The organism is Streptomyces sp. NPDC049970, from assembly GCF_040660235.1.
In the GTDB taxonomy this organism is placed as follows: Bacteria; Actinomycetota; Actinomycetes; order Streptomycetales; family Streptomycetaceae; genus Streptomyces.
The window spans coordinates 110227-131226 of the sequence record NZ_JBFALP010000008.1; the positions used below are offsets into that span (position 1 = coordinate 110227).

At 71.4% G+C, this 21000-nt stretch carries 23 protein-coding genes and 2 pseudogenes; 10 read left to right on the plus strand and 15 right to left on the minus strand.

What is annotated here, in order from left to right:
• Positions 1 to 150 precede the first annotated feature (150 nt).
• Positions 151 to 585: a hypothetical protein gene (locus AB0I83_RS17135; RefSeq protein WP_363305107.1), complete on the plus strand. Its 435-nt coding sequence runs from the start codon at positions 151 to 153 to the stop codon at positions 583 to 585.
• A gap of 199 nt (positions 586 to 784) precedes the next feature.
• On the opposite strand, the gene mug is transcribed toward AB0I83_RS17135, so the two are convergent.
• From mug to AB0I83_RS17165, 6 genes are all read right to left on the minus strand, one after another.
• Complete coding sequence (gene mug, locus AB0I83_RS17140) at positions 785 to 1348, minus strand: G/U mismatch-specific DNA glycosylase (protein WP_363305108.1); 564 nt, start codon at positions 1346 to 1348, stop codon at positions 785 to 787.
• A gap of 20 nt (positions 1349 to 1368) precedes the next feature.
• Positions 1369 to 2811, minus strand: a complete 1443-nt coding sequence (gene purB / locus AB0I83_RS17145) for an adenylosuccinate lyase (RefSeq protein WP_363305109.1) — start codon at positions 2809 to 2811, stop codon at positions 1369 to 1371.
• 141 nt (positions 2812 to 2952) lie between these two features.
• Positions 2953 to 3789, minus strand: coding sequence for an SGNH/GDSL hydrolase family protein (locus tag AB0I83_RS17150; protein WP_363305110.1), 837 nt, complete (start codon positions 3787 to 3789; stop codon positions 2953 to 2955).
• A 102-nt stretch (positions 3790 to 3891) separates the two neighbouring features.
• The gene (locus AB0I83_RS17155; RefSeq protein WP_363305111.1) at positions 3892 to 4914 is read right to left on the minus strand and encodes a hemolysin family protein; all 1023 of its coding nucleotides are present in this window, start codon (positions 4912 to 4914) and stop codon (positions 3892 to 3894) included.
• Positions 4911 to 6248 carry a hemolysin family protein gene (locus AB0I83_RS17160; RefSeq protein ID WP_363305112.1) on the minus strand — a complete coding sequence of 446 codons (1338 nt, stop codon included), beginning with the start codon at positions 6246 to 6248 and terminating at the stop codon, positions 4911 to 4913. Before AB0I83_RS17160 ends, AB0I83_RS17155 begins: the two co-directional genes overlap by 4 nt.
• 196 nt (positions 6249 to 6444) lie before the next feature.
• Positions 6445 to 6864: a GNAT family N-acetyltransferase gene (locus tag AB0I83_RS17165; RefSeq protein WP_356532694.1), complete on the minus strand. Its 420-nt coding sequence runs from the start codon at positions 6862 to 6864 to the stop codon at positions 6445 to 6447.
• 152 nt (positions 6865 to 7016) lie between these two features.
• On the opposite strand from AB0I83_RS17165, the gene AB0I83_RS17170 reads away from it, so the two are divergent.
• Both AB0I83_RS17170 and AB0I83_RS17175 read left to right on the plus strand, forming a co-directional pair.
• Positions 7017 to 7244 (plus strand): hypothetical protein, encoded by a 228-nt coding sequence (locus tag AB0I83_RS17170; RefSeq protein ID WP_030125221.1) that lies wholly within the window; start codon positions 7017 to 7019, stop codon positions 7242 to 7244.
• Positions 7241 to 7612: a hypothetical protein gene (locus AB0I83_RS17175; RefSeq protein ID WP_031094113.1), complete on the plus strand. Its 372-nt coding sequence runs from the start codon at positions 7241 to 7243 to the stop codon at positions 7610 to 7612. The genes AB0I83_RS17170 and AB0I83_RS17175 overlap by 4 nt, the downstream gene beginning before the upstream one ends.
• 10 nt (positions 7613 to 7622) lie before the next feature.
• Here AB0I83_RS17175 and AB0I83_RS17180 read toward each other — a convergent pair whose 3' ends face one another.
• From AB0I83_RS17180 to bioB, 4 genes are all read right to left on the minus strand, one after another.
• A complete protein-coding gene (locus AB0I83_RS17180) occupies positions 7623 to 8318 on the minus strand; it encodes a class I SAM-dependent methyltransferase (protein ID WP_363305113.1) in 696 nt (231 codons plus the stop codon).
• Between the two features lie 72 nt (positions 8319 to 8390).
• Complete coding sequence (gene bioD / locus AB0I83_RS17185) at positions 8391 to 9080, minus strand: dethiobiotin synthase (protein ID WP_356532697.1); 690 nt, start codon at positions 9078 to 9080, stop codon at positions 8391 to 8393.
• A 1-nt stretch (position 9081) separates the two neighbouring features.
• Positions 9082 to 10386, minus strand: coding sequence for an adenosylmethionine--8-amino-7-oxononanoate transaminase (locus AB0I83_RS17190; protein ID WP_363305114.1), 1305 nt, complete (start codon positions 10384 to 10386; stop codon positions 9082 to 9084).
• A complete protein-coding gene (gene bioB, locus AB0I83_RS17195; RefSeq protein ID WP_356532700.1) occupies positions 10379 to 11554 on the minus strand; it encodes a biotin synthase BioB in 1176 nt (391 codons plus the stop codon). Before bioB ends, AB0I83_RS17190 begins: the two co-directional genes overlap by 8 nt.
• A 143-nt stretch (positions 11555 to 11697) precedes the next feature.
• On the opposite strand from bioB, the gene AB0I83_RS17200 reads away from it, so the two are divergent.
• On the plus strand, positions 11698 to 12846 hold the full coding sequence (locus AB0I83_RS17200; protein ID WP_363305115.1) for an 8-amino-7-oxononanoate synthase: 1149 nt from the start codon (positions 11698 to 11700) through the stop codon (positions 12844 to 12846).
• Here the strand turns inward: AB0I83_RS17200 and AB0I83_RS17205 are convergent.
• A complete protein-coding gene (locus tag AB0I83_RS17205) occupies positions 12839 to 13069 on the minus strand; it encodes a DUF397 domain-containing protein (RefSeq protein WP_356532704.1) in 231 nt (76 codons plus the stop codon). The two genes, AB0I83_RS17200 and AB0I83_RS17205, sit on opposite strands and share 8 nt — an antisense overlap.
• Entirely contained in the window at positions 13006 to 13962 is a 957-nt protein-coding gene (locus AB0I83_RS17210; RefSeq protein ID WP_356532706.1) for a helix-turn-helix transcriptional regulator, read from the minus strand. The genes AB0I83_RS17205 and AB0I83_RS17210 overlap by 64 nt, the downstream gene beginning before the upstream one ends.
• Positions 13963 to 14190: 228 nt before the next feature.
• On the opposite strand from AB0I83_RS17210, the gene AB0I83_RS17215 reads away from it, so the two are divergent.
• A complete protein-coding gene (locus AB0I83_RS17215) occupies positions 14191 to 14622 on the plus strand; it encodes an ATP-binding protein (RefSeq protein WP_356840730.1) in 432 nt (143 codons plus the stop codon).
• Between the two features lie 7 nt (positions 14623 to 14629).
• Here the strand turns inward: AB0I83_RS17215 and AB0I83_RS17220 are convergent, their stop codons facing one another.
• Entirely contained in the window at positions 14630 to 15544 is a 915-nt protein-coding gene (locus AB0I83_RS17220; RefSeq protein WP_356840728.1) for a LysR family transcriptional regulator, read from the minus strand.
• Between the two features lie 72 nt (positions 15545 to 15616).
• Here AB0I83_RS17220 and AB0I83_RS17225 point away from each other — a divergent pair, with 72 nt between their 5' ends.
• On the plus strand, positions 15617 to 16255 hold the full coding sequence (locus tag AB0I83_RS17225; protein WP_363305116.1) for a LysE family translocator: 639 nt from the start codon (positions 15617 to 15619) through the stop codon (positions 16253 to 16255).
• A gap of 53 nt (positions 16256 to 16308) precedes the next feature.
• Here AB0I83_RS17225 and AB0I83_RS17230 read toward each other — a convergent pair whose 3' ends face one another.
• The gene (locus AB0I83_RS17230; protein WP_363305117.1) at positions 16309 to 16779 is read right to left on the minus strand and encodes a C40 family peptidase; all 471 of its coding nucleotides are present in this window, start codon (positions 16777 to 16779) and stop codon (positions 16309 to 16311) included.
• A 706-nt stretch (positions 16780 to 17485) separates the two neighbouring features.
• Positions 17486 to 17942: pseudogene (locus AB0I83_RS17235) on the minus strand (ABC transporter permease); the annotation flags it as partial.
• Here AB0I83_RS17235 and AB0I83_RS17240 point away from each other — a divergent pair.
• The 4 genes and pseudogenes from AB0I83_RS17240 (at position 17896) to AB0I83_RS17255 (ending at position 20999) form a co-directional block, all read left to right on the plus strand.
• Positions 17896 to 18517 (plus strand): annotated as a pseudogene (locus AB0I83_RS17240) (TetR/AcrR family transcriptional regulator). The pseudogenes AB0I83_RS17235 and AB0I83_RS17240 overlap by 47 nt on opposite strands.
• A gap of 139 nt (positions 18518 to 18656) precedes the next feature.
• Positions 18657 to 18959, plus strand: coding sequence for an urease subunit gamma (locus tag AB0I83_RS17245; protein ID WP_356532717.1), 303 nt, complete (start codon positions 18657 to 18659; stop codon positions 18957 to 18959).
• Positions 18960 to 18973: 14 nt separating this feature from the next.
• Positions 18974 to 19285: an urease subunit beta gene (locus AB0I83_RS17250; protein WP_363305118.1), complete on the plus strand. Its 312-nt coding sequence runs from the start codon at positions 18974 to 18976 to the stop codon at positions 19283 to 19285.
• Positions 19278 to 20999 (plus strand): urease subunit alpha, encoded by a 1722-nt coding sequence (locus AB0I83_RS17255; RefSeq protein WP_363305119.1) that lies wholly within the window; start codon positions 19278 to 19280, stop codon positions 20997 to 20999. The genes AB0I83_RS17250 and AB0I83_RS17255 overlap by 8 nt, the downstream gene beginning before the upstream one ends.
• Position 21000: the final 1 nt, after the last annotated feature.

Below are 21000 nucleotides of genomic sequence, written 5' to 3' on the forward strand. Positions count from 1 at the left end.
CCCGGGGAGAGGCGACGGGCCCCCGGCCGGCGACCCGGCGGAGCCGGAACGGACACCGGCTCGGCTCCGGTCGGCGGGGGAGCCGCGAAGCAGGACGGGGAAACGGTGCGCGGGACGCCATGTGTCAGTGCGTGGCGGTTTACTGACGACATGACGACCGCACACCACCTCGGCCTCATCGACGTCATGCGCACCAGGGAATTCCCCTCGGAGCGCGTTCATTCGGGCACGGGAGTCAGCGGACCCGGCTACCACACCGCGCTTCTCGTCGGCGACGACGCTCATGGGGAGGACGAGGCGGACCGCGTCGGACGAAGGGCGCAGTGCCTGGCGGAGCACGACGCCCTCCTCACCCTGCTCGCCCTGCGCTGGGGCGAACCGCAGGCCCTCAGCCTGTGGAGCGCACAGGAGCGGATGGCGGCGGGAGAGGCGATAGCCGAGCCGTGGGCCGAGCCCGTCGCGGGCTGCGAGTACCTGCAGCTCTGGCGGACCGGTGACCGATGGGTCGCCGTGGCGCTGTACCCGGGGGACCACGGGGCAGGTTGCGAGTTGGGCGTCATCGTCACGGCGGTGGACCCGCCTTGAGGGGCATGGCCTGCGACCCCGGTGGCCACCGCCGCCTGGCGCCGGCGGCCCTGTGGCCGAACCTCCGCGCGCCCCAATGGCTCTGACGTACTGTCATGGCCGTCGCGACGGACCTGGCACCGCGACGCCCGGGACGGCGCGGGGATGCTCCAGAGCGCGTGACCGCCGGTTCGCGGTTCCCGACTGCGGAAGCGCGGTCCTACCGCTGCCCGCCGGCCACGGCGGGATGTTCCCCGACGGCCTCTCTCAGGCGGGCGTACTCCTCGGCCATCGTGGCCACGGTCCAGTGGGCGTTCAGGCCGCTGGGATTGGGCAGGGCCCAGACACGGGCGCCACCTACGGTCCGCTCCTGCGGGCCGATCCGTGCGTGACGTTCACCGAAGGCCGTGCGATAGGCGGTGACGCCGACGACGGCCAGCCACGACGGGCCGAACTCCTCGACCTTGGCGGACAGCACTCGTCCGCCCTCCCGGTACTCCTCGGCTTCCAGCTCGCTCGCCCGCGCGGTGGGCCTGGCCACGACATTGGTGATGCCCAGGCCGTATGCCGGCAGCTCCCGCTGTTCGGACGGCTTCAGCCGCCGGGGCGTGAAGCCCGACAGGTGCAGTACGGGCCAGAAGCGATTGCCCGGGTGTGCGAAGTGGTGCCCGGTCGTGGCCGTCATGATGCTCGGGTTGATTCCGCAGAACAGCACACGCAGGCCGCCCGCGATCACGTCGGGTACGACGCGGTCGCGGGCGGTCCGGGTGTCTTCGCATGTCATCGGGTGACGGGACGCCGCGGTCAGAGGATGGAGCCGGGGGTGTAACTCGCGGCCTCGGGGTGACGCTCGGCGATCTCCTCGATCCTGGCAACCAGTGCGGTGACCTGGTCTCCCGCCGCGCCGGTGAACGAGAGCTTGTCGGCCATCAGCGCGTCGAGCTGCTCACGGGAGAGGGGGATGCGCTCGTCGGCCGCCAGCTTGTCCAGCAGCTCGTTGCGCTCCGCACCCTGTTCGCGCATGGCGAGTGCGGAGGCGACCGCGTTCTCCTTGATGGCCTCGTGCGCGACCTCCCGGCCGACCCCGGCCCGCACCGCGCCCATGAGCACCTTGGTCGTGGCGAGGAAGGGAAGGTAGCGGTCCAGCTCGCGTGCGACGACCGCGGGGAAGGCGCCGAACTCGTCGAGCACCGTGAGGAAGGTCTCCAGCAGACCGTCGAACGCGAAGAAGGCGTCCGGCAGCGCGACCCGGCGGACCACGGAGCAGGACACGTCGCCCTCGTTCCACTGGTCGCCCGCCAGCTCACCCGTCATCGACGCGTAACCGCGCAGGATGACCATCAGACCGTTGACGCGCTCGCAGGAGCGGGTGTTCATCTTGTGGGGCATCGCCGACGAGCCGACCTGGCCCGGCTTGAAGCCCTCGGTCACCAGCTCGTGGCCGGCCATCAGCCGGATGGTCTTCGCCACCGACGACGGGGCGGCGGCCAGCTGGACCAGCGCGGTGACCACGTCGTAGTCGAGGGAGCGGGGGTAGACCTGCCCGACCGAGGTGAAGGCGTGCGCGAAGCCGAGGTGCCCGGCGATGCGCTGCTCCAGGTCGGCCAGCTTGTCCGCGTCGCCGCCGAGCAGGTCCAGCATGTCCTGTGCCGTGCCGACCGGGCCCTTGATGCCGCGCAGCGGGTAGCGGCCCAGCAGGTCCTCGAGCCGGCCGTACGCCACCAGCAGCTCGTCCGCCGCAGTGGCGAAGCGCTTGCCGAGCGTCGTTGCCTGAGCGGCGACGTTGTGCGAGCGGCCCGCCATGACCAGCTCGCGGTGCTCGGCCGCGAGCTTCCCGAGACGGGCCAGGACCGACACCGTGCGGTCACGCATCAGTTCCAGCGAGAGCCGGATCTGCAGCTGCTCGACGTTCTCGGTCAGGTCCCGGGAGGTCATGCCCTTGTGGACCTGCTCATGGCCGGCGAGGGCGTTGAACTCCTCGATGCGGGCCTTCACGTCGTGCCGGGTGACCTTCTCGCGCTCGGCGATCGATACCAGGTCGACCTGGTCGATCACGCGCTCGTAGTCGGTCAGCGCCGCGTCGGGCACCTCGATGCCGAGGTCCTTCTGAGCGCGCAGCACCGCCAGCCACAGCTGACGTTCCAGCTTCACCTTCTGCTCGGGGGACCAGAGGACGGCCAGCTCCGTGGAGGCATAGCGGCCGGCCAGGACATTGGGGATGCGAGGCTTCGCAGACACAGCAGTCACGTGTCCGGATTCTACTGGCGGTTCATGCAGGTCCGCGCCGCGGGCCGGGCTGTGGCTTCCTACGGGACAGCCCTCAGGCGCTCCCGGTCCTTCGCTCCGGTGCCCGCGTCCCGGCGCACGCCGTGCCAGGAGCCCGGTACCTCAGCCGTCCAGCCGTCGCCAGCCCGTCACGGGCCCGGGCGCCGACACGTCCTCGGGCGTGATCCAGAACGCCTGGCCGAGCCCGGCGTCGAAGTGCGCGCCGGCCCGCCCGTCGCCGGACGAACGTCCCGTCAGGCGCCGACCGATCCAGGGCATCAGGTGCTGTCGGGCGAACCGGACGTCGTCGACCCGCCGCTGTGCCCAGCGCGCCGGCGCCGAGGCGGCCATCGGGGTCTGCCAGTCGCTCTCCGCGGGCAGGCCCAGCGACTGCCACACCGCCTCGGCGACCCTGCGGTGCCCTTCGGCGGTCAGGTGCAGCCGGTCGACGTCCCACATGCGCGGGTCGCCGAGCGACGGAGCGCCGTACAGATCGGTCACCAGCGCGCCGTGTCGGTCGGCCAGCTCTCCCACCAGCGCGAACAGTTCCTCCATGCGCGGGCGGAAGCGCTCCATCACCGGCCCGTTCCGGCCGGGGCTGCGCATCAGCACCAAGGTCCCGCACGCCGGCGCGAGGCGTTCCACGGCCTCCTCCAGCCGATCGCGGACCATGCCCATGTCGCACTTCGGCCGCAGGGTGTCGTTGAGGCCTCCGACGAGTGTGATCACATCCGGTCGGAGCGCCGCCGCGATCGGGACCTGTTCGTCGACGATCTGGCGGATGAGCTTTCCGCGTACGGCGAGATTGGCGTACCGGAATCCCGGTGTGCCCGTCGCGAGACGGGCGGCGAGAACGTCGGCCCAGCCGCGGTAGGAGCCGTCGGGCATCAGATCAGACATGCCCTCGGTGAACGAGTCGCCGACCGCGACAAGACTGGTGTAGGAGGCATTCAATTTCATGGCGATGCCGATGTTACCGCGAGGGGCGGACGGGAGGCAGGGGAGCGGGGAGGCGCGGCCTTCGCCGCGCCTCCCCGCTCCGTCGCCCCGAGGGCGCCCGCCTCAGCGGGCCTGCTGCGGCCTGCCCACCAGCTCGCGCAGTACGTCCTCCATGGTGACCATGCCCGTCAGCCGGTCGTCCTCGTCCAGCACGGCGGCCAGGTGTGTACGGCTGCGCCTCAGCGCTGTCAGCACGTCGTCCAGAGGTGTCGCCGCGCGTACCCGGGCGATCGGCCGGAGAGCCGACACCGGGAACGGGACGTCCCGCGGCGCGGCGTCCAGGGCGTCCTTCACATGGAGGTAGCCGATGATCCGCCGCTCGCTGTCCATGACCGGGAACCGCGAGAAGCCGGACTCGTGGGAGAGCCGCTCCAGTTCCTCCGGGGTCGTGCCGACCCTGGTGTGCAGCACCCGTTCGGTCGGCATGACCACGTCCCGGACCGGACGCCTGCCCAGTTCCAGTGCGTGGCGCAGCCGGTCCGCCGAGCGGTCGTCGACCAGTCCGGAATCCTCGGCGTCCTTGACGAGGCGTGCGAGTTCGTCGTCGGAGAAGGTCGCGGAGACCTCGTCCTTGGTCTCCACCCGGAGGATCTTGAGCAGGGCGTTCGCGAAGGCGTTGATCGCGAAGATCACCGGCTTCAGCGCCCTGGCCAGCGCGACCAGGGGCGGTCCGAGCAGCAGCGCGGTCCTGGCGGGTTCGGCCAGCGCGATGTTCTTCGGCACCATCTCGCCCAGCAGCATGTGCAGGTACGTCGCCACGGTCAGGGCGATGACGAAGGAGATCGGGTGCACCAGTCCGTGCGGCACCCCCACCGTGTCGAAGACGGGCTCCAGCAGATGCGCGATGGCGGGCTCGGCGACGATACCCAGGACCAGGGTGCAGAGCGTGATGCCCAGCTGTGCCGCCGCGAGGAGCGCCGACACGTGTTCGAGCCCCCAGATGACGCTGCGGGCCCGTCGGTTCCCCGCTTCTGCCTCGGGCTCGATCTGGCTGCGGCGTACCGAGATCAGCGCGAACTCCGCACCGACGAAGAAGGCGTTGACGACCAGGGTCAGCAGGCCGATGAAGAGCTGAACCGCGATCATCGTGTCTCCTCCACGGGCTCGTCGTCACCGAACAGCGGTGCGTGCAGCAGGGCACGCGCCGCACGGCGCCCTGAGGCGTCCACCACGTCGATCCGCCAGCCCGTGAGCTCGACGGTGTCGCCGACCACCGGGATGCGGCCGACCTCCGTGGCGATCAGCCCGGCGAGGGTCTCGTAGGGGCCGTCGGGCATCCGGAGTCCGATCGTGCGGAGCTGGTCCGTGCGGGCCGCTCCGTCCGCCGACCAGAGCCTGCGGCCGTCCGCGTCCTCGCCCGCCGGCGCCAGGTCGGGTGTCTCGTGCGGGTCGTGCTCGTCCCGCACCTCGCCCACGACCTCCTCCACGATGTCCTCCAGCGTCACGACCCCCGCCGTGCCGCCGTACTCGTCGATGACGACCGCCATGGCCGACTTCCCGGAGAGCCGGTCCAGCAGACGGTCCACCGTGAGGGTCTCCGGGACGAGCAGCGGTTCGCGCAGCATGTCCGACACCCGTTTGCGGGGCCGCTGGTCGGCCGGGACGGCCAGGACGTCCTTGATGTGCGCGACGCCGACGACCGTGTCCAGGCTGCCCCGGTAGACCGGGAAGCGGGACAGGCCGGTGGCGCGGGTCGCGTTCGCGACGTCCTCGGCGGTGGCCTGTACCTCCAGGGCGGTGACCTGGACGCGCGGCGTCATGACGTTCTCCGCGGTCAGCTCGGAGAGGCTGAGCGTGCGTACGAACAGCTCGGCGGTGTCCGCCTCCAGCGCGCCCTCCTTCGCGGAGTGCCGCGCCAGGGCCACCAGCTCCTGCGGACTGCGCGCCGAGGCCAGTTCCTCCGCCGGCTCCAGGCCGAAGCGGCGCACGATCCGGTTGGCGGTGTTGTTGAGGTGGCTGATGAAGGGGCGGAAGACCGCGGTGAACGCGCGCTGCGGTGTGGCGACCCTCTTGGCCACGGCGAGCGGGGACGAGATCGCCCAGTTCTTCGGGACGAGCTCGCCGACCACCATCAGCACCACGGTGGACAGCGCGGTTCCGATCACCAGCGCCAGCGAGGAGGAGACCCCGGGTGACAGGCCGGTCGCCTCCACCGGCCCCCGGATCAGCTTGGCGATGGACGGCTCGGAGAGCATGCCGACCACCAGGTTGGTGACGGTGATCCCGAGCTGTGCGCCCGAGAGCTGGTAGGTGAGGCTGCGTACGGCCTTGAGAGCTCCGGCCGCGCCCCGGTCCCCTTGCTCGACGGCCCGTTCGAGCTGCCCGCGCTCCACCGTGGTCAGAGAGAACTCCGCCGCCACGAAGACACCGCAGGCGAGGGAGAGGAGCAGGGCCACGACGAGTAGTAGCACTTCGGTCATCGGTTCACCTCCGTCCCATGATCGGACAGGGGCCGGGGGATCGCGCGATGTCGGCGGTATCGACTACTGGGGGGCTCGCCCATGGGCGGACGCTCACACCTTTCGAAAGGTCGTACGTTCGGACGTCCATGGTAAAGGATCAGCAAAATGCGTTGCGTGCTGGACGTTCGTGGGGCGTCGGCGGTCTCGTCCGCCGCTAGAGGGACTTGACCCACCGCCGCCAGTGACCCTCGCGATGGTAACCAGCCGCGCCCCACACGCGGTGCGCCCGGGTGTTCGACTCCAGGACCATGGCGTCGACGCGACGCCCGCCCAGGGCGAGGAACCGCCGCTCCGCGGCCTCCAGCAATGCGGTGGCGACACCCTGCCGACGGTGCTCCGGGTGCACGGCGAGCCGGTACGCCGAGCACCGCCATCCGTCGAACCCGGCTATCACCGTCCCGGCGAGCCGGCCGCCCGCCTCCGCGAGGATCAGGGCCTCGGGGTCCCGAGTGACGAGCCCGGCGACTCCGTCGTGGTCGTCGGTGATGCTGGTGCCCTCGGCCGCGTCCCGCCAGAAGCGCAGCACGGTGTCGACGTCACGGAGCGTGGCGAAGCGGATTTCGAGATCGTTCATGGTCGCGAGCCAACCAGAGCGCCCGAGGGCGGTGCGACCGTATTCCAGGTCGGCACTCCCGGTCGGTGCCGGTGTGCCGTCCCGTCGGACCTCGGCGGTGCGCCGTCCCGGTCCCCTTGCGGCTGCTAGCGGTCACGCGCTAGCTTGATGGCGTGCCCAAGACTCAGCTGAACGTTCGAGTGGACGAGGCCACCGCCGAGGCAGCGCGTCAGCGCGCCCTCCAGCGGGGGATGAGCGTGAACCGCTACATAGAGGAGCTCGTCAAAAGGGACGCCGGCGAGGTGGGACACACGTTCGTCGAGGCCGCGGCCGACTTCATGAAGCAGTACGAGTCGGTGTTCGCCGAGGAGTTCGGCCCGGAGCGCGAAGGCACCCGTTGAACCTGCAGATCGACCTCTCCTGGCTGCTCATGGTCGCCGAGCACAAGACGCCCGGTGATCCGCAGGTCGTGGACTGGGGAGCGCTGGTCGCCGCCGTCAGCCGACACGAGGCGGAGATCTTCGGCAGCCCCGTCTACAGCGACCCGCACTCCCGGGCGGCCGCCATGCTGCAGCTTCTGCTCCATGTGCCGGCCCTCGAACACTCCAACGCGATGTTCGCCTCCGCGGTCGCCTACGGCTATCTCGTCGCCTCCGGGCTCAAGGTCATCACCTCTCCCGAGCAGGTCCGCGATCTGGCCAGACTGGTGAAGGAGGGCAAGGCGGACGTAAGGGCCATCGCCGACGAGCTCCGCAGGTGGAGCCTCTGACCCGCCCCCGTCAGTCCGCCCGGGTGGCCCCGTCCGCCACCGCGGGCCGTCGCGCGACCCCGATCACGCACGGGGTGGTCGGCAGTCGCACTCCCTTCTCCGGGATACGGAACCTGCGGTACGTGCCCAGCTCGAAGCCCGCCTCCTCGATCGCCGCCACGCTGTCCCGTGCCGTGTGACATCCGCCGAACAACAGCGGCCACACCGTGCGGTCCAACGCCCGCTGGGTCGTCGCCAGCGCCCGTCCTGGGGCGAGGGTGTGCTCGAAGAAGCGCAGCTCCCCTCCCGGCCTGAGCACCCGCCCGATCTCCGACAGGGACTGGTGGAGGTCGGCCACGGTGCACAGGACCAGCGAGGCCACGGCCGCGTCGAACGCCTCGCCCTTCACCGGCAGCGCCTCGGCCGTGCCCGGTACCACGTCCACCTGCACCTCGGCGCGATGCGCGGCGGCCACCGCGAGCCGCCGCAGGCTTGGCTCCGGCTCGATCGCCACCACCTCCGAGACGGCCCCGGGACAGTGCGAGAAGTTGAGGCCGTTTCCCGCGCCGATCTCGATGACCCGGCCCGACAGGCCGGCCAGAAGCTCCTCGCGATGGGCCGCGACACCTCCCCTGAGGTCGGCGGTCACGCTCATTCGCGCGTAGAAGCGGGCGAAAACAGGGTGGTGCACGGCGTCCCGTGGGACTTTCGCGCTTCGCCGACGCATGGCAGGCCTCCTCGGAGGGCGCGGAGATGCGGCTCCACCCCGATTGTCCACCGTACGGACGCGCCCTGCCGCTCAGCCGACCTGCCGATTCCCGCCGAGTTCCGGTGCGAGCCAACTCCTCGCCCTCTCACGGAAGTCGGCCGGAGCCAGGGCGCCTGCCCCGGCCGGCACCGCGCCCAGCAGCGGGGCGCCGGCCGCGACCGGGAGGTCGTCGACGTTGCACCGCGAGGCCAGGTCCGGTTCGGCCGGCATGCTGCCCACCACCACGCCGAGGCAGGTCAGGCCCCTTGTCCGCAACGCCTCCGTGGTCAGCGCGGTGGCGTTCAGGGTGCCGAGTCCCGCCGGGGCCACGACCAGGACGGGGGCGGACATCAGCCGTGCCGCGTCCGCGAGCGTGGCCCCCTGTCCGTCGTAACGCACGAGCAGCCCGCCCGCGCCCTCGACGAGCACCAGGTCGTGTTCCGTCGCCAGCTTCTGGGCGGCCTCCGCGATCTCGTACGGGCGTACGGGAGTCAGGCCCGCCCGGCGCGCGGCCGTCTCCGGGGCCAACGGTTCGGGGAAACGGGCCAGTTCGACCGCTGTCACCTGCGAACCGGCCAGCCGCACCACCTCGGCGGCGTCCCCGGGTTCGCCCGGGGCCAGACCCGTCTGGGCGGGCTTGAGTACTGCCACCCGCCGGTCCCGGCAGGCGGCCGCCACCGCCGCCGTCACGATCGTCTTGCCGATCTCGGTGCCCGTACCGGTCACCACCAGGATCGTCATCTCAGCCCTCCCTCGCCGCCGCGCACACGGCCCGGCTGATCCTCGCCACATCGTCGTCGCCGGTCACATAGGGCGGCATCGTGTACACGAGGTCGCGGAACGGGCGCAGCCACACGCCCTCCCGGACCGCGGCGCGCGTCGCGGACGCCATGTCCACCTCGTGGTCGAGCTGTACGACCCCGATCGCGCCCAGCACCCGTACATCCCGTACGCCCGGCGTGTCGGCGGCCTCGGCGAGGCCGCTCCGGAGACCCGCGCCGATCCGCTTCACCTCCTGTTCCCAGTCCTGGCCCAGCAGGAGGTCCATCGAGGCGCAGGCCACGGCGCAGGCCAGCGGATTGCCCATGAAGGTGGGTCCGTGGGCCAGCACCGGCACCTCTCCGCTCGAAATGCCCTCGGCGACCCGCGAGGTGCACAGGGCCGCCGCCAGCGTCAGGTAGCCGCCGGTCAGCGCCTTGCCCACGCACATCACATCCGGCGCGACTCCGGCGTGCCCGGCCGCGAACAGCTGCCCGGTCCGGCCGAACCCCGTCGCGATCTCGTCGAACACCAGGAGCACGTCGTTCGCGTCGCACGCCTCGCGTAGTACCCGGAGGTAGGCCGGCGAGTGGAAGCGCATCCCGCCCGCGCCCTGCACCACCGGCTCCACGATCACCGCGGCCAGTTCGTCGGCGTGGGCCGCGACCAGGTCGCCCAGGTGCCGTGCGTACGCCTCGTCCGGCTCGGCGTCGAAGCCGTCCGGGGGCGCGTCGGCGAAGACCTGCCGCGGGAGGGCGCCCGACCAGAGCTCGTGCATCCCGCCCTCGGGATCGCACACCGACATCGGCTGCCAGGTGTCCCCGTGGTAGCCGCCGCGCCAGGTCAGGAGACGGCGCTTGGCCGGTCGTCCGGCGGAGCGCCAGTACTGCAGACACATCTTCACGGCGACCTCGACCGACACCGAGCCCGAGTCGGCGAGGAAGACGTGCTGGAGCGGTTCCGGGGTGATCTCCACCAGCCGGGCCGCCAGCCGCACGGCGGGCTCGTGGGTGAGCCCGCCGAACATCACATGGCTCATCCGGTCCAGCTGGCCGCGGGCGGCCTCGTTGAGCACCGGATGGTTGTAGCCGTGCACAGCCGACCACCAGGAGGACATCCCGTCCACCAACTCGCGCTGCCCGTGCACGGACTCGGCGAGCCGGAGGCGTACCCCGGACGCGGACTCCACGACCAGCGGCTCCTGGCGGCCGGGCATCGGGCCGTAGGGGTGCCAGACGTGGGCCCGGTCCAGGGAGCGGAGTTCGGTGAGGCCGAGCCGGTCAGGCATTGGGCGCGAGGTCCGTCCCGGCACCGCGACGGCGCACCGCCACCAGGTCCTTGCGCGCCGAAGGCGCCTCGGCCGGTGGTTCCGTCGGTGCCGGAACGGCCCGGGGGGCGTCGCCGCACGGGGCGCAGCCGCCCTCGTGCGAACCGCAGCCTGCGGCGGGCTCCGCCCGGTGCTCCGGAAGCGTCGTCGTGCCCGCGCCCTCCACCTCGAAACCCGCGTCCGCGATCATGTCGAGGTCGGTCTGGCCGGCCTGGCCCTCACTGGTCAGGTAGTCGCCCAGGAAGATGGAGTTGACCAGGTTCAGGGCGAGCGGCTGCATCGAACGCAGGTGCACCTCCCGGCCACCCGCGAGGCGCACCTCGACGTCCGGGCAGACGAACCTGACCATCGCCAGGATGCGCAGGCACCGCTGAGGAGTGAGGTGCCAGTCCTTCGCGAGCGGGGTGCCCTCCATGGGGATCAGGAAGTTCACCGGCACCGAGTCGGGGTCCAGCTCGCGGAGCGAGAAGACGACGTCCACCAGATCGGCGTCGGTCTCGCCCATCCCCGCGATCAGACCGGAGCACGCCGACAGCCCCGCGGCCTGGGCCTGCTGCACGGTGTCCACCCGGTCGGCGTAGGTGTGGGTGGTCGTGATGTCCCCGTACGTCGCCTCGGAGGTGTTGAGGTTGTGGTTGTACGCGTCGGCGCCCGCCGACCTCAGGCGGTCGGCCTGGCCCGCGGACAGCAGGCCGAGGCAGGCACACACCTCGACGTCCTCGTTCTGCTCCTTGATGGCCTCGATCGTCTTCGACACCCGGTCGACGTCCCGGTCCGTGGGCCCCCTGCCGCTCGCCACCAGGCACACGCGCTTCGCGCCGCCCGCCACACCCGCGGCCGCGGCCTTGCTCGCCTCGTCCGGCTTGAGCCAGGTGTACTTGAGGATCTCGGCCTTGGAGCCGAGCCGCTGCGAGCAGTAGGAGCAGTCCTCGGGGCAGAGCCCCGACTTCAGGTTGACCAGGTAGTTGAGCTTGACGCGCCTGCCGAACCACTGGCGGCGCACCTTCCCGGCCGCGGCCACCACATCGAGTAGTTCGTCGTCGGATGTCGCCAGCACGGCGAGCGCTTCGTCACGGGTCGGCGATTCGCGCCGCAGCCCCTTGTCCACCAGCGTGTTCAGCAGGTCCATGGCCTTGATCCTGACGTACGACACGGCTTCCGGCCAAGGAGGAACCGGACAGGACGTGCCGTCGATGCTGTGGGTATTGCCACACCCTGGCATGTTGCGCACCGGGCTAGGGTCTGTGAGCTGCCTACAAAAGGGACCCGCCCATGTCCTACGCCCCGTTCGACTGGATCGACGACGAGGCCCGCCGCCGTACCGACGCCGGACTCGTCCGGACACTGCGCCCCCGGGACGCCCGGACGGAACTCCTGGACCTCGCGAGCAACGACTACCTGGGGCTGACCCGCCACCCCGAGGTCACCTCGGCCGCGGCCGAGGCGGCGCGGGAATGGGGCGCGGGTGCCACCGGTTCGCGGCTGGTCACCGGATCCACCGCGCTGCACGCCGCGCTCGAACGCGAACTCGCAGACTTCTGCGGCTTCGAGGCGGCCCTGGTGTTCTCGTCCGGCTACGCGGCCAACCTCGCCGTCCTGACCGCGCTCGGCGGCCACGGCTCGCTGATCGTCTCGGACGCCGGCAACCACGCGTCGATCGTCGACGGCTGCCGGTTGTCGCGGGCCGCCACCGCCGTCGTGCCGCACGCGGATCCCGAGGCCGTGCGCAAGGCGCTCCACGCGCACGGCGGGCCGGCGTTGACGGTGACCGACTCCGTCTTCTCGGTGGACGGTGACGCGGCCCCGCTGACCGGGCTCGCCGATGCCTGCCGGGAGGCGGGCGCCGCCCTGGTGGTGGACGACGCCCACGGGCTGGGTGTGCTGGGGGAGGGAGGACGCGGTGCGCTCTCGGCCGCGGGGCTCGCGGGCGACGAGGGGACCGTCGCCACGCTCACCCTCTCCAAGTCCCTGGGGAGTCAGGGCGGAGCGGTCCTCGGCCCGGCCCGGGTCATCGCCCACCTGGTCAACACGGCCCGTACGTTCATCTTCGACACCGGCCTCGCCCCGGCCGCGGCGGGCGCGGCCCTCGGCGCTCTGCGGCTGCTGCGCCGTGAACCGGAGCGCGCGGGGAGGGCGCGGGAGGTCGCCGCGGAGCTGTACGCCCGGCTGACCGACGCCGGTCTGACCGCCGTTCGCCCCGACGCGGCCGTCGTGTCGGTCCGTGCGCCCTCGGCCGCGTCGGCGGTGCGCTGGGCCTCCGACTGCCGCGCCGCGGGGCTCGGGGTGGGATGCTTCCGGCCCCCGTCGGTGCCGGACGGGATCTCCCGGCTCAGGTTGACCGCCCGGGCTGATCTGACCAGCGCACAGATCGAGTCGGCGGTGGCCACGATCGTGGAGTGTGCCCCCTCGTCGGTCAACTGAGTTCCCGGGTGCGGCCGCCGGTGATCCGGTGGCCGCCCAGCCCGGCGACGAACGACGTCCATGCCGTGGCCGAGAAGCTCAGCGGAGGCAGGCCGGTGTCCTTGGAGTCCCGGACCGCGAGGTGGCCGGTGCCGAGCCTTGCTGCTTCCACGCAGTTGTTCATCCCGGTGCTGCGGCTGCTGCGCCGCCACTCGGGTGCGGGCTGTGCGAGACGGTCGGACATCGTGTCCCCCTCGGGGAGTCGGAAGGCTCCGCCCAACCACCGCGGCCTACCGCGGCGATGAGGTCCAGCGAACGTTCCGGCGACAGCGCGTGGGCCTGCATCGTGCGGAAGGCCGAGCTGTACGCCTCGAGGTCTTCTCTCCGCTCCAGGTAGAGGCTACTCGTCAGATGGTCAAGAACGACCACATTTAGATCAGAAGTGCTCGGAAACGAGAAGATAACGAAGGGCCCCGTAAGGCCGATATAGCTCCCTGCTTCGAACGGCAGCAACTGGAGTGTCACGTGTGGAAGTTGAGCCACCTGGGACAGATGGTGCAGTTGCGCCTCCATGACCCCGGCGCCGCCGACCTCGCGCCTGACGACGGCCTCGTCGAGCACGGCGCTGAGCCGCAGTGGCCTGGACGTGTGCAGGACGCTCTGCCGGGCGAGCCTGACCTCGACCAGCGAGTCGAGTGCCGAGGGAGGCAGTCCGTCCAACGAGGAACGGGTCACCGCTCGGGCGTAGTCGGCCGTCTGCAGAAGACCCGGCACCACCGAGGTCTCGAGCGTTCGTGCCGCGTCGGCCTGTGACTCGAGGCTGATGAAGTCGCGGTACTGAGGCGGGATGAGTCCGCGATACGCGTGCCACCAGCCACTTCCGCCACCGCCGCCGGCCGAGCCGGCCAGCGTCTGGAGCAGCGAGCGCAACTGTCCGTCGTCCACGCCGTAGACGTCGAGTAACCGGGTCACGTCGCCGGGCGTCACCCCGCTCGCACCCGTCTCGATCCGGCTCACCTTCGACTGGTGCCAGCCCAGCATGCCCGCGGCGTCCCGGCTCGTGAGCCCGGCCGCGTGACGCAGGCCGCGCAGTTCCTCGCCTAGTTTCCGGCGGCGTACGACAGGGCCGTTTCGCAAGGCGGCCTCCTTCCGTTGTACGGAGAGCCGTCTTCTGGGGAGCGGCCCGGAAAGGGGCCAGTGTGGCGCCCGTTCACGGCTTACGGGGCACAGTTCACCGGAATGGGCGACAGATATATGCACATCTTGGGGGATCGCAGTTACGGACGGCCGCAACAGTGGCAGTCTGGCGCGAAGCACAATCCAGGCCGATCGCGGGTCGGTCCGGGCGGAAGGGACGACGTCGCCATGGCAGACCATCAGGAAGCAACCGTCACTCTGCCGAGCGACCCGGTCTCGGTGTCCGAGGCCCGCAGATACGTGGCCCGGGTACTCACCGACTGGGGCCTGGACGAGGACAGCGACATGGCCGACGCCGTACGGCTGATCGTCTCCGAACTCACCACGAACGCGGTCCAGCACACGTTCGGTCTGTCGCCGACGTTCACGATCGACCTGCGGCTCGACCGTGACGTCGAGCTGTACCTGGGGGTGACGGACAGCCACCCCCGCTGGCCGCAGAAGCTCCCCGCGGCGGTCCGGCAGGACAACGGACGCGGCATGGTGATCATCCGTTCCCTCGCCAAGGAACGCGGGGGCAGGCTCGGCGTCAGCCCCACCCCTGACGGGGGGAAGACCGTGTCCATCGCCCTTCCCTGGGTCGTCCCCGCTCAGGCCTGACCGGTTCTCACGGGACGCCGACCCGTCCGAAGCCGCTCCGGAGCAGCGCCATCAGGGTCGTCGCGGCGGCGGTGTTCTCGTCCCCCCGGTGGACGACGGAGATCGTCCGCCGGAAGGCGGCAGGTTCCAGGCGCCGTACGGCCAGAGGTGCCGGGGACATCGCGGCGACCATCTCCGGAACCACGGCCACACCGAGACCCGCGCTCACCAGGGCGCAGACCAGGGCGTAGCCGGGCGACTCGCACACGACGGCGGGGGTCGCACCCGCCTCGGCCAGAGCGCGCTCCACACCGCGGCGCGGTGGGTGCTCGGGTGCGCTGCTGATCAGCGGCCGGCCCGCCAGTTCGGCCACCGGCAGCGGGCCGCTGCCCTCGGCGAGCATCTGCCCCGGTGCGGTGACCAGTACCAACTCCTCGACGAGCAGCGGCTCGGCCGAGACCCCGGACGGCAGGGGAGAGGAGGCCGCTGGTTCGTACGCGTGGGTCAGTGCCAGGTCCACGTCGCCCGTCGCCACGGCGGCCACACCGGCGGGCGGCTCGTAGTCCGTGACCGTCAGCTCCACGTCCGGGTGGGCCCGCCGGAACGCCGTCAGGACCGGGGGCAGCAGGTGGATCCCGGCCGTCACGAAGGTGCCGACGCGCAGCCTGCCCCCGGACAGCCCCGCCAGCCGGGCCAGCTCGTGCCGTGCCTGGTCCATCTCGTCCAGGACGCGCCTGGCCCGGCCTGCCAGCAGCTCACCTGCGGCCGTCAGCCGTGCCCCCCGGTGGTGCCGGACGAGGAGGGCCGCCCCCGACTCCCGCTCCAGTTTGGCCAGCTGCTGCGAGAGCGCGGGCGCGGTGTAGCCCAGCCTCGCGGCGGCCCGGGTGATCGAGCCCGCCTCGGCCACCGCCACCAGCGCGGCCAGCCGTGTCGGGTCGTACATTAAGCGTTCCTTTTGGCAGACCCAGAAGATTGCAAGTACACAGTAGAGGGCCGAAGAGGCCAGGGTGTACTCATGGACGCACAACTTCTCGCCTTCGCCGCCGTGGCGGCCGGCATGGTCGCGCTGCCGGGTGCGGACTTCACCGTCGTCGTGCGCAACGCACTCGCATCCCGGAGCTCGGGTCTGGCCACCGCGGTGGGAGTCGCGGGAGGGCTGCTGGTGCACACCGCGCTTGCCGTCGCCGGGCTCGCCGCAGTGCTCGTCACGATGCCGGTGCTGTTCCGCACCGTCCAGCTGCTCGGTGGCGCCTACGTGCTCTACCTCGGCCTCAGCGGCCTCCACTCGATGCGGCGGCGGGCCGTCACGGGGCCGGGAGCGGAAGAAGAGGACCAGGGTGCACCCAAGGGGCCCGGACGCTCGCTGCGCCAGGGATTCCTGACCAACGCACTGAACCCCAAGGCGCCCGTGCTCTTCCTCAGCCTGCTGCCCCAGTTCGTCCCCGACGGCCAGGCGCCCCTGCCCAGGACCCTGCTGCTCGCCTCGGTGGTCGTGCTGCTGGCGCTCGTATGGTTCCCCGCGGTGGCCCTCCTGGTGGACCGCCTCGGCCGGTGGCTGCGCCGGCCGCGTACCGCCCGCGTGATCGAGGGCGGCAGCGGCGCGGCGCTCACCGCGCTGGGACTCGTGCTGGTGACCGAGCCCCTGCTGCACTGATCCTGGTGGGGAGGCGCCGGACGGGAGGCGTCAGCACCTGGTGGACGAAGGTGTCAGCGGACCCTCCCGTACCAGACGCTGTTCGACCAGATCTTCTCCAGCCGGACCACGGCCCCGGTCTTCGGCGAGTGCCAGATCTTCCCGCTGCCGGCGTAGATGCCGACGTGGTAGACACCGCGTCCCGCGTGGAAGAAGACCAGGTCGCCGCGTTGCCGCTGCGACCTGGGGATGTGGCGGGTCTTGTTGTACTGCTGCTGGGCCGTGCGGGGGAGTTTCCTGCCCGCCTTCTTGAACGAGTAGAGCGTCAGGCCCGAGCAGTCGAACCGGTGGGGGCCCGCGGCGCCGTATCGGTAGGGCGCACCCTTCTTCGAGGCCGCGACGTCGAGAGCCCTCGCCGAATGGGGCGCCGCCTCCGCGTCGTCGACGAGACCGGGAGCCAGCATGGTGGTGCCGACGGCGAATGTGAGAACCGAGGCGGTACCGACCCGGGCCAGCAGTGACGGGACATGAACCTGCGCAGTCATGCGCAACCCTTCGTCAGCCGCCTGTGAAAGATGACCTGTCGGGTTCGGGCTGGCGAAGTCGCCCGGCCGCCCCGGCCCGTGTGCGCGAAGTCCCGCGCGGCGCCCTCAGGGCGTACGGCGAGGCTTCGGACAGGACCTGTGCGGCTTCACCCCGAGGGCCGTCCGGCGTGTCCGGTCGGCCCGTTGTGCTCGGGTCCTCCACTCCTGCCGATCCACTTCTGTCGACCAGGCATCCGGACAGCGGCAGGACTCGGCGTCCGCCCGGACCGCCCCGCCGCGGCGGCGGGGGCTTGTCGTCCCAGGGATCTTTACGCACGCACTGCCGGATTTCCTCGCTGAAGCGGCGATATGTGAGAGTCGTCACCACTGATCCGTTCGAGTGGACAGGGCGGATCGGGAGATCTGGCCGCCCTGCCCGACCAGCCCCGCACCAGCGTCGGAACGAGATATTCCGTTCAGCGTCCGTGCCTGTTGCGCAAGTTGGGCTGTCCCTCGTGCGGGGGACCCCCTACGCCGAACGGGCGAGGAAAACTCGTCGACCCGTCGGGCGCGTCGTGAGCGGCGAAGTCCTTCAGCTGTTGAGCGCGGGCTTTCCGGAGCCAAGGCGTCGGACCCGGTCCTGGGTGCGGCGGACTCCGGCCGCCCACGGCCGCCCACCAGGACGGCGGTCGGGCCGAGCGGTGTCCACAGGGCCGGCGCGACTGCCGGCCCGCCCGCCGCGCAGCTTCAGCAGGGTCACGATCGCGCCGGCGGCGACCCCGGCCGGCGTCAGCGGCAGGACGCTCGCGCCGAGCGCGCTGCCGCGCGGGTCGGCCTCCGGCGCGGCGACGACGTCGGTGACGGGTATCCCGCCTTCCGAGGGGGCCGCCGCCGTGACCGCCCCGTCGGCAGCTGGGGGACGACCGGCCCCGCGGCGGAGGCGGTGACCGGTAGCGGCCCCTTGCGGTGATCACCACCACCCCGTATACGACCCGGTCCTCGATCGCGGAGCGGGTCGCGGCATCGTCGGTGTAACGGTGGATCTCGAAGGCTCCCTCCTGCCGCTCGAACCGCTCCCGCAGCTGTTCGGCGGCCGGTGCCGCTCCGGCGATGCCCACGGGCAGGTAGCGCGGAGCGATGCGTGCGGCGGGCCGTGCGAAGGCCCGGAGCGCGAGAGTCACCACCGGGGCGGCGAGAAGAGCGGCCGCCACCGTTCGGAGGGTTCCACGGCACGTCGATGCAGGACGTACTCAAAGAGGTGGGCCTGTCGGCGGGGGCCGTCTACCGCTACTTCGCCGGGAAGGAGGACCTGATCGCCGCCATCGCCGACGAGGCCTTCCTGAGCATCCGGCAGGCCTTCGACGAGGCGGCGGAACTGGCGCCGCCGCCCACCCCGGACGTGCTCCTGGGCAGGGTGCTGCGCGGTGTCTTCACGGGGCAGGTGTACGGCATGGAGCGCCGCACGTGCGCCGCGCTCATCGTCCAGGTGTGGGCGGAGACCCTGCGCGACGAGCGGCTGGCCGCCACCCTCCGGGACGGCTACGCCGGCATGCGTACGGCCTGGGCGAAGCTGGTGCAGGCCTACCGTGCGGCGGGGCTCATGGGCGCCGACGTACCCGCCGACGACGTCGCCCGCACGGTGATCGCCACCGCGCAGGGGTTCCTGGCGCAGGAGGCGCTGTTCGGCGGGTCCGAGCCCGAGGTCCTGGAGAACGGGTTGCGCGGCCTGATGTCCATGGGTCCGCAAAAGAGCAGTTAACGCGTTGGAAAAACTTCCGCCCTAACGTGCAATACCTGGCCGCGGAACCCTCTTCATCGTTCAACAGAGTGTTGAAGCCGGGATAGGGTCCCGCTGCGCCCGGGGCAGGTACCGGGCGGTAGACGAAGAGGGTGGAAGCGTGCAACTGACTCCGCACGAACAGGAACGCCTGCTCATCCATGTGGCGGCCGACGTCGCCGGGAAGCGCAGGGCGCGCGGACTGCGGCTCAACCACCCCGAGGCGGTCGCGCTCATCACCTCGCACCTCCTGGAGGGCGCCCGCGACGGGCGGACCGTGGCCGAACTCATGGCCTCCGGCCGCAAGGTGCTCACCCGCGACGACGTCATGGACGGCATCCCGGAGATGATCCACGACGTCCAGGTCGAGGCCACCTTCCCCGACGGCACCAAGCTCGTCACCGTCCACGACCCGATCGTCTGACGGGGGAGCAGCCGATGATTCCCGGAGAGATCCTCTACGCGGACGGCACGGTGCCGCTCAACGAGGGGCGCGCCGTCACGCGCCTCACCGTCCTCAACGCCGCCGACCGGCCCGTCCAGGTCGGCTCGCACTACCACTTCGCCGAGGCCAACACCGGCCTGGAGTTCGACCGTGCCGCAGCCCGCGGGCTGCGGCTCAACATCGCCGCCGGAACCGCCGTGCGCTTCGAGCCGGGCATCCCCGTAGACGTCGAACTCGTCCCGCTCGCAGGCCTGCGCATCGTCCCCGGACTGCGTGGCGACACCGGAGGTTCCCTCGATGCCTGAGCTCAGCCGCCCCGTGTACGCCGACCTGTTCGGGCCCACCACCGGTGACCGCATCCGGCTCGCCGACACCGATCTCGTCGTACGGATCGAGGAGGACAGGTCCGGGGGCCCCGGGCGGGCCGGCGACGAGGCCGTCTTCGGCGGCGGCAAGGTGATCCGCGAATCGATGGGCCAGGCGCGCACCACCCGCGCCGAGGGCGCGCCGGACACCGTCATCACCGGCGCGGTCGTCATCGACCACTGGGGCGTCGTCAAGGCCGACATCGGCATCCGCGACGGCCGGATCACCGGCCTCGGGAAGGCCGGCAACCCCGACACGATGGACGGTGTCCACCCCGACCTGGTCATCGGGCCCGAGACCGAGATCATCGCGGGCAACGGCAAGATCGTCACCGCTGGTGCCATCGACGCCCACGTGCACTTCATCTCGCCGACCCTGGTCGACCAGGCGCTGTCCTCCGGGGTCACCACGCTCGTCGGAGGCGGCACGGGCCCGGCGGAAGGCACCAAGGCCACGACGATCACCCCCGGCCCCTGGCACCTCGCCCGGATGTTCGAAGCGCTCGACGGCTATCCGGTCAACATCGGTCTGCTGGGCAAGGGCAACACGATGTCCCGCGACGCCATGCACTCCCAACTGCGCGCCGGAGCGCTGGGGTTCAAGATCCACGAGGACTGGGGCGCCACCCCGGCCGTCATCGACGCGTGCCTGAGCGTCTGCGAGGAGACCGGCGCGCAGCTCGCCATCCACACGGACACGCTCAACGAGGCCGGTTTCGTCGCCGACACGCTGGCCGCCGTCGCCGGGCGCTCGATCCACGCCTACCACACCGAGGGCGCGGGAGGCGGGCACGCTCCCGACATCATCAGCGTGGTCTCGGAGCCGTACGTCCTGCCCAGCTCCACCAACCCGACCCGGCCGCACACGGTCAACACGATCGAGGAACACCTCGACATGCTGATGGTGTGTCACCACCTGAACCCCGCGGTGCCGGAGGACCTGGCCTTCGCCGAGTCCCGGATCCGGCCGTCGACCATCGCGGCCGAGGACATCCTCCACGACCTCGGAGCCATCTCGATCATCTCCTCGGACTCCCAGGCGATGGGGCGCATCGGCGAAGTGATCCTCCGTACCTGGCAGACCGCCCACGTGATGAAACGGCGACGCGGCGCCCTGCCCGGCGACGGCTCGGCCGACAACAACCGGGCGCGTCGCTATGTCGCCAAATACACCATCAACCCCGCGGTGGCCCAGGGCCTGGACCGGGAGATCGGCTCCGTCGAGCCCGGCAAACTCGCCGACCTCGTCCTGTGGGACCCGGCCTTCTTCGGCGTCAAGCCCCAACTGGTGATCAAGGGGGGCCAGATCGCGTACGCGCAGATGGGCGACGCCAACGCGTCGATCCCCACCCCGCAGCCGGTCATGCCCCGGCCCATGTTCGGAGCCGTCGGCCGCGCCCCCGCCGCCAACTCCTTCAACTTCGTCTCCGCCCCGGCCGTCGAGGACGGGCTTCCGGAGCGGCTGGGGCTCGGCAAGAGGTTCGTGCCGATCACCAGCACCCGGGGAGTCACCAAGGCGGACATGCGCGAGAACGACGCGCTGCCCCAGGTCCGGGTGGACGCCGACAGCTTCGCCGTCACCATCGACGGCGATCGCGTCGAACCCGCTCCCGCGGCGGAACTCCCCATGGCCCAGCGCTACTTCCTCTTCTGAA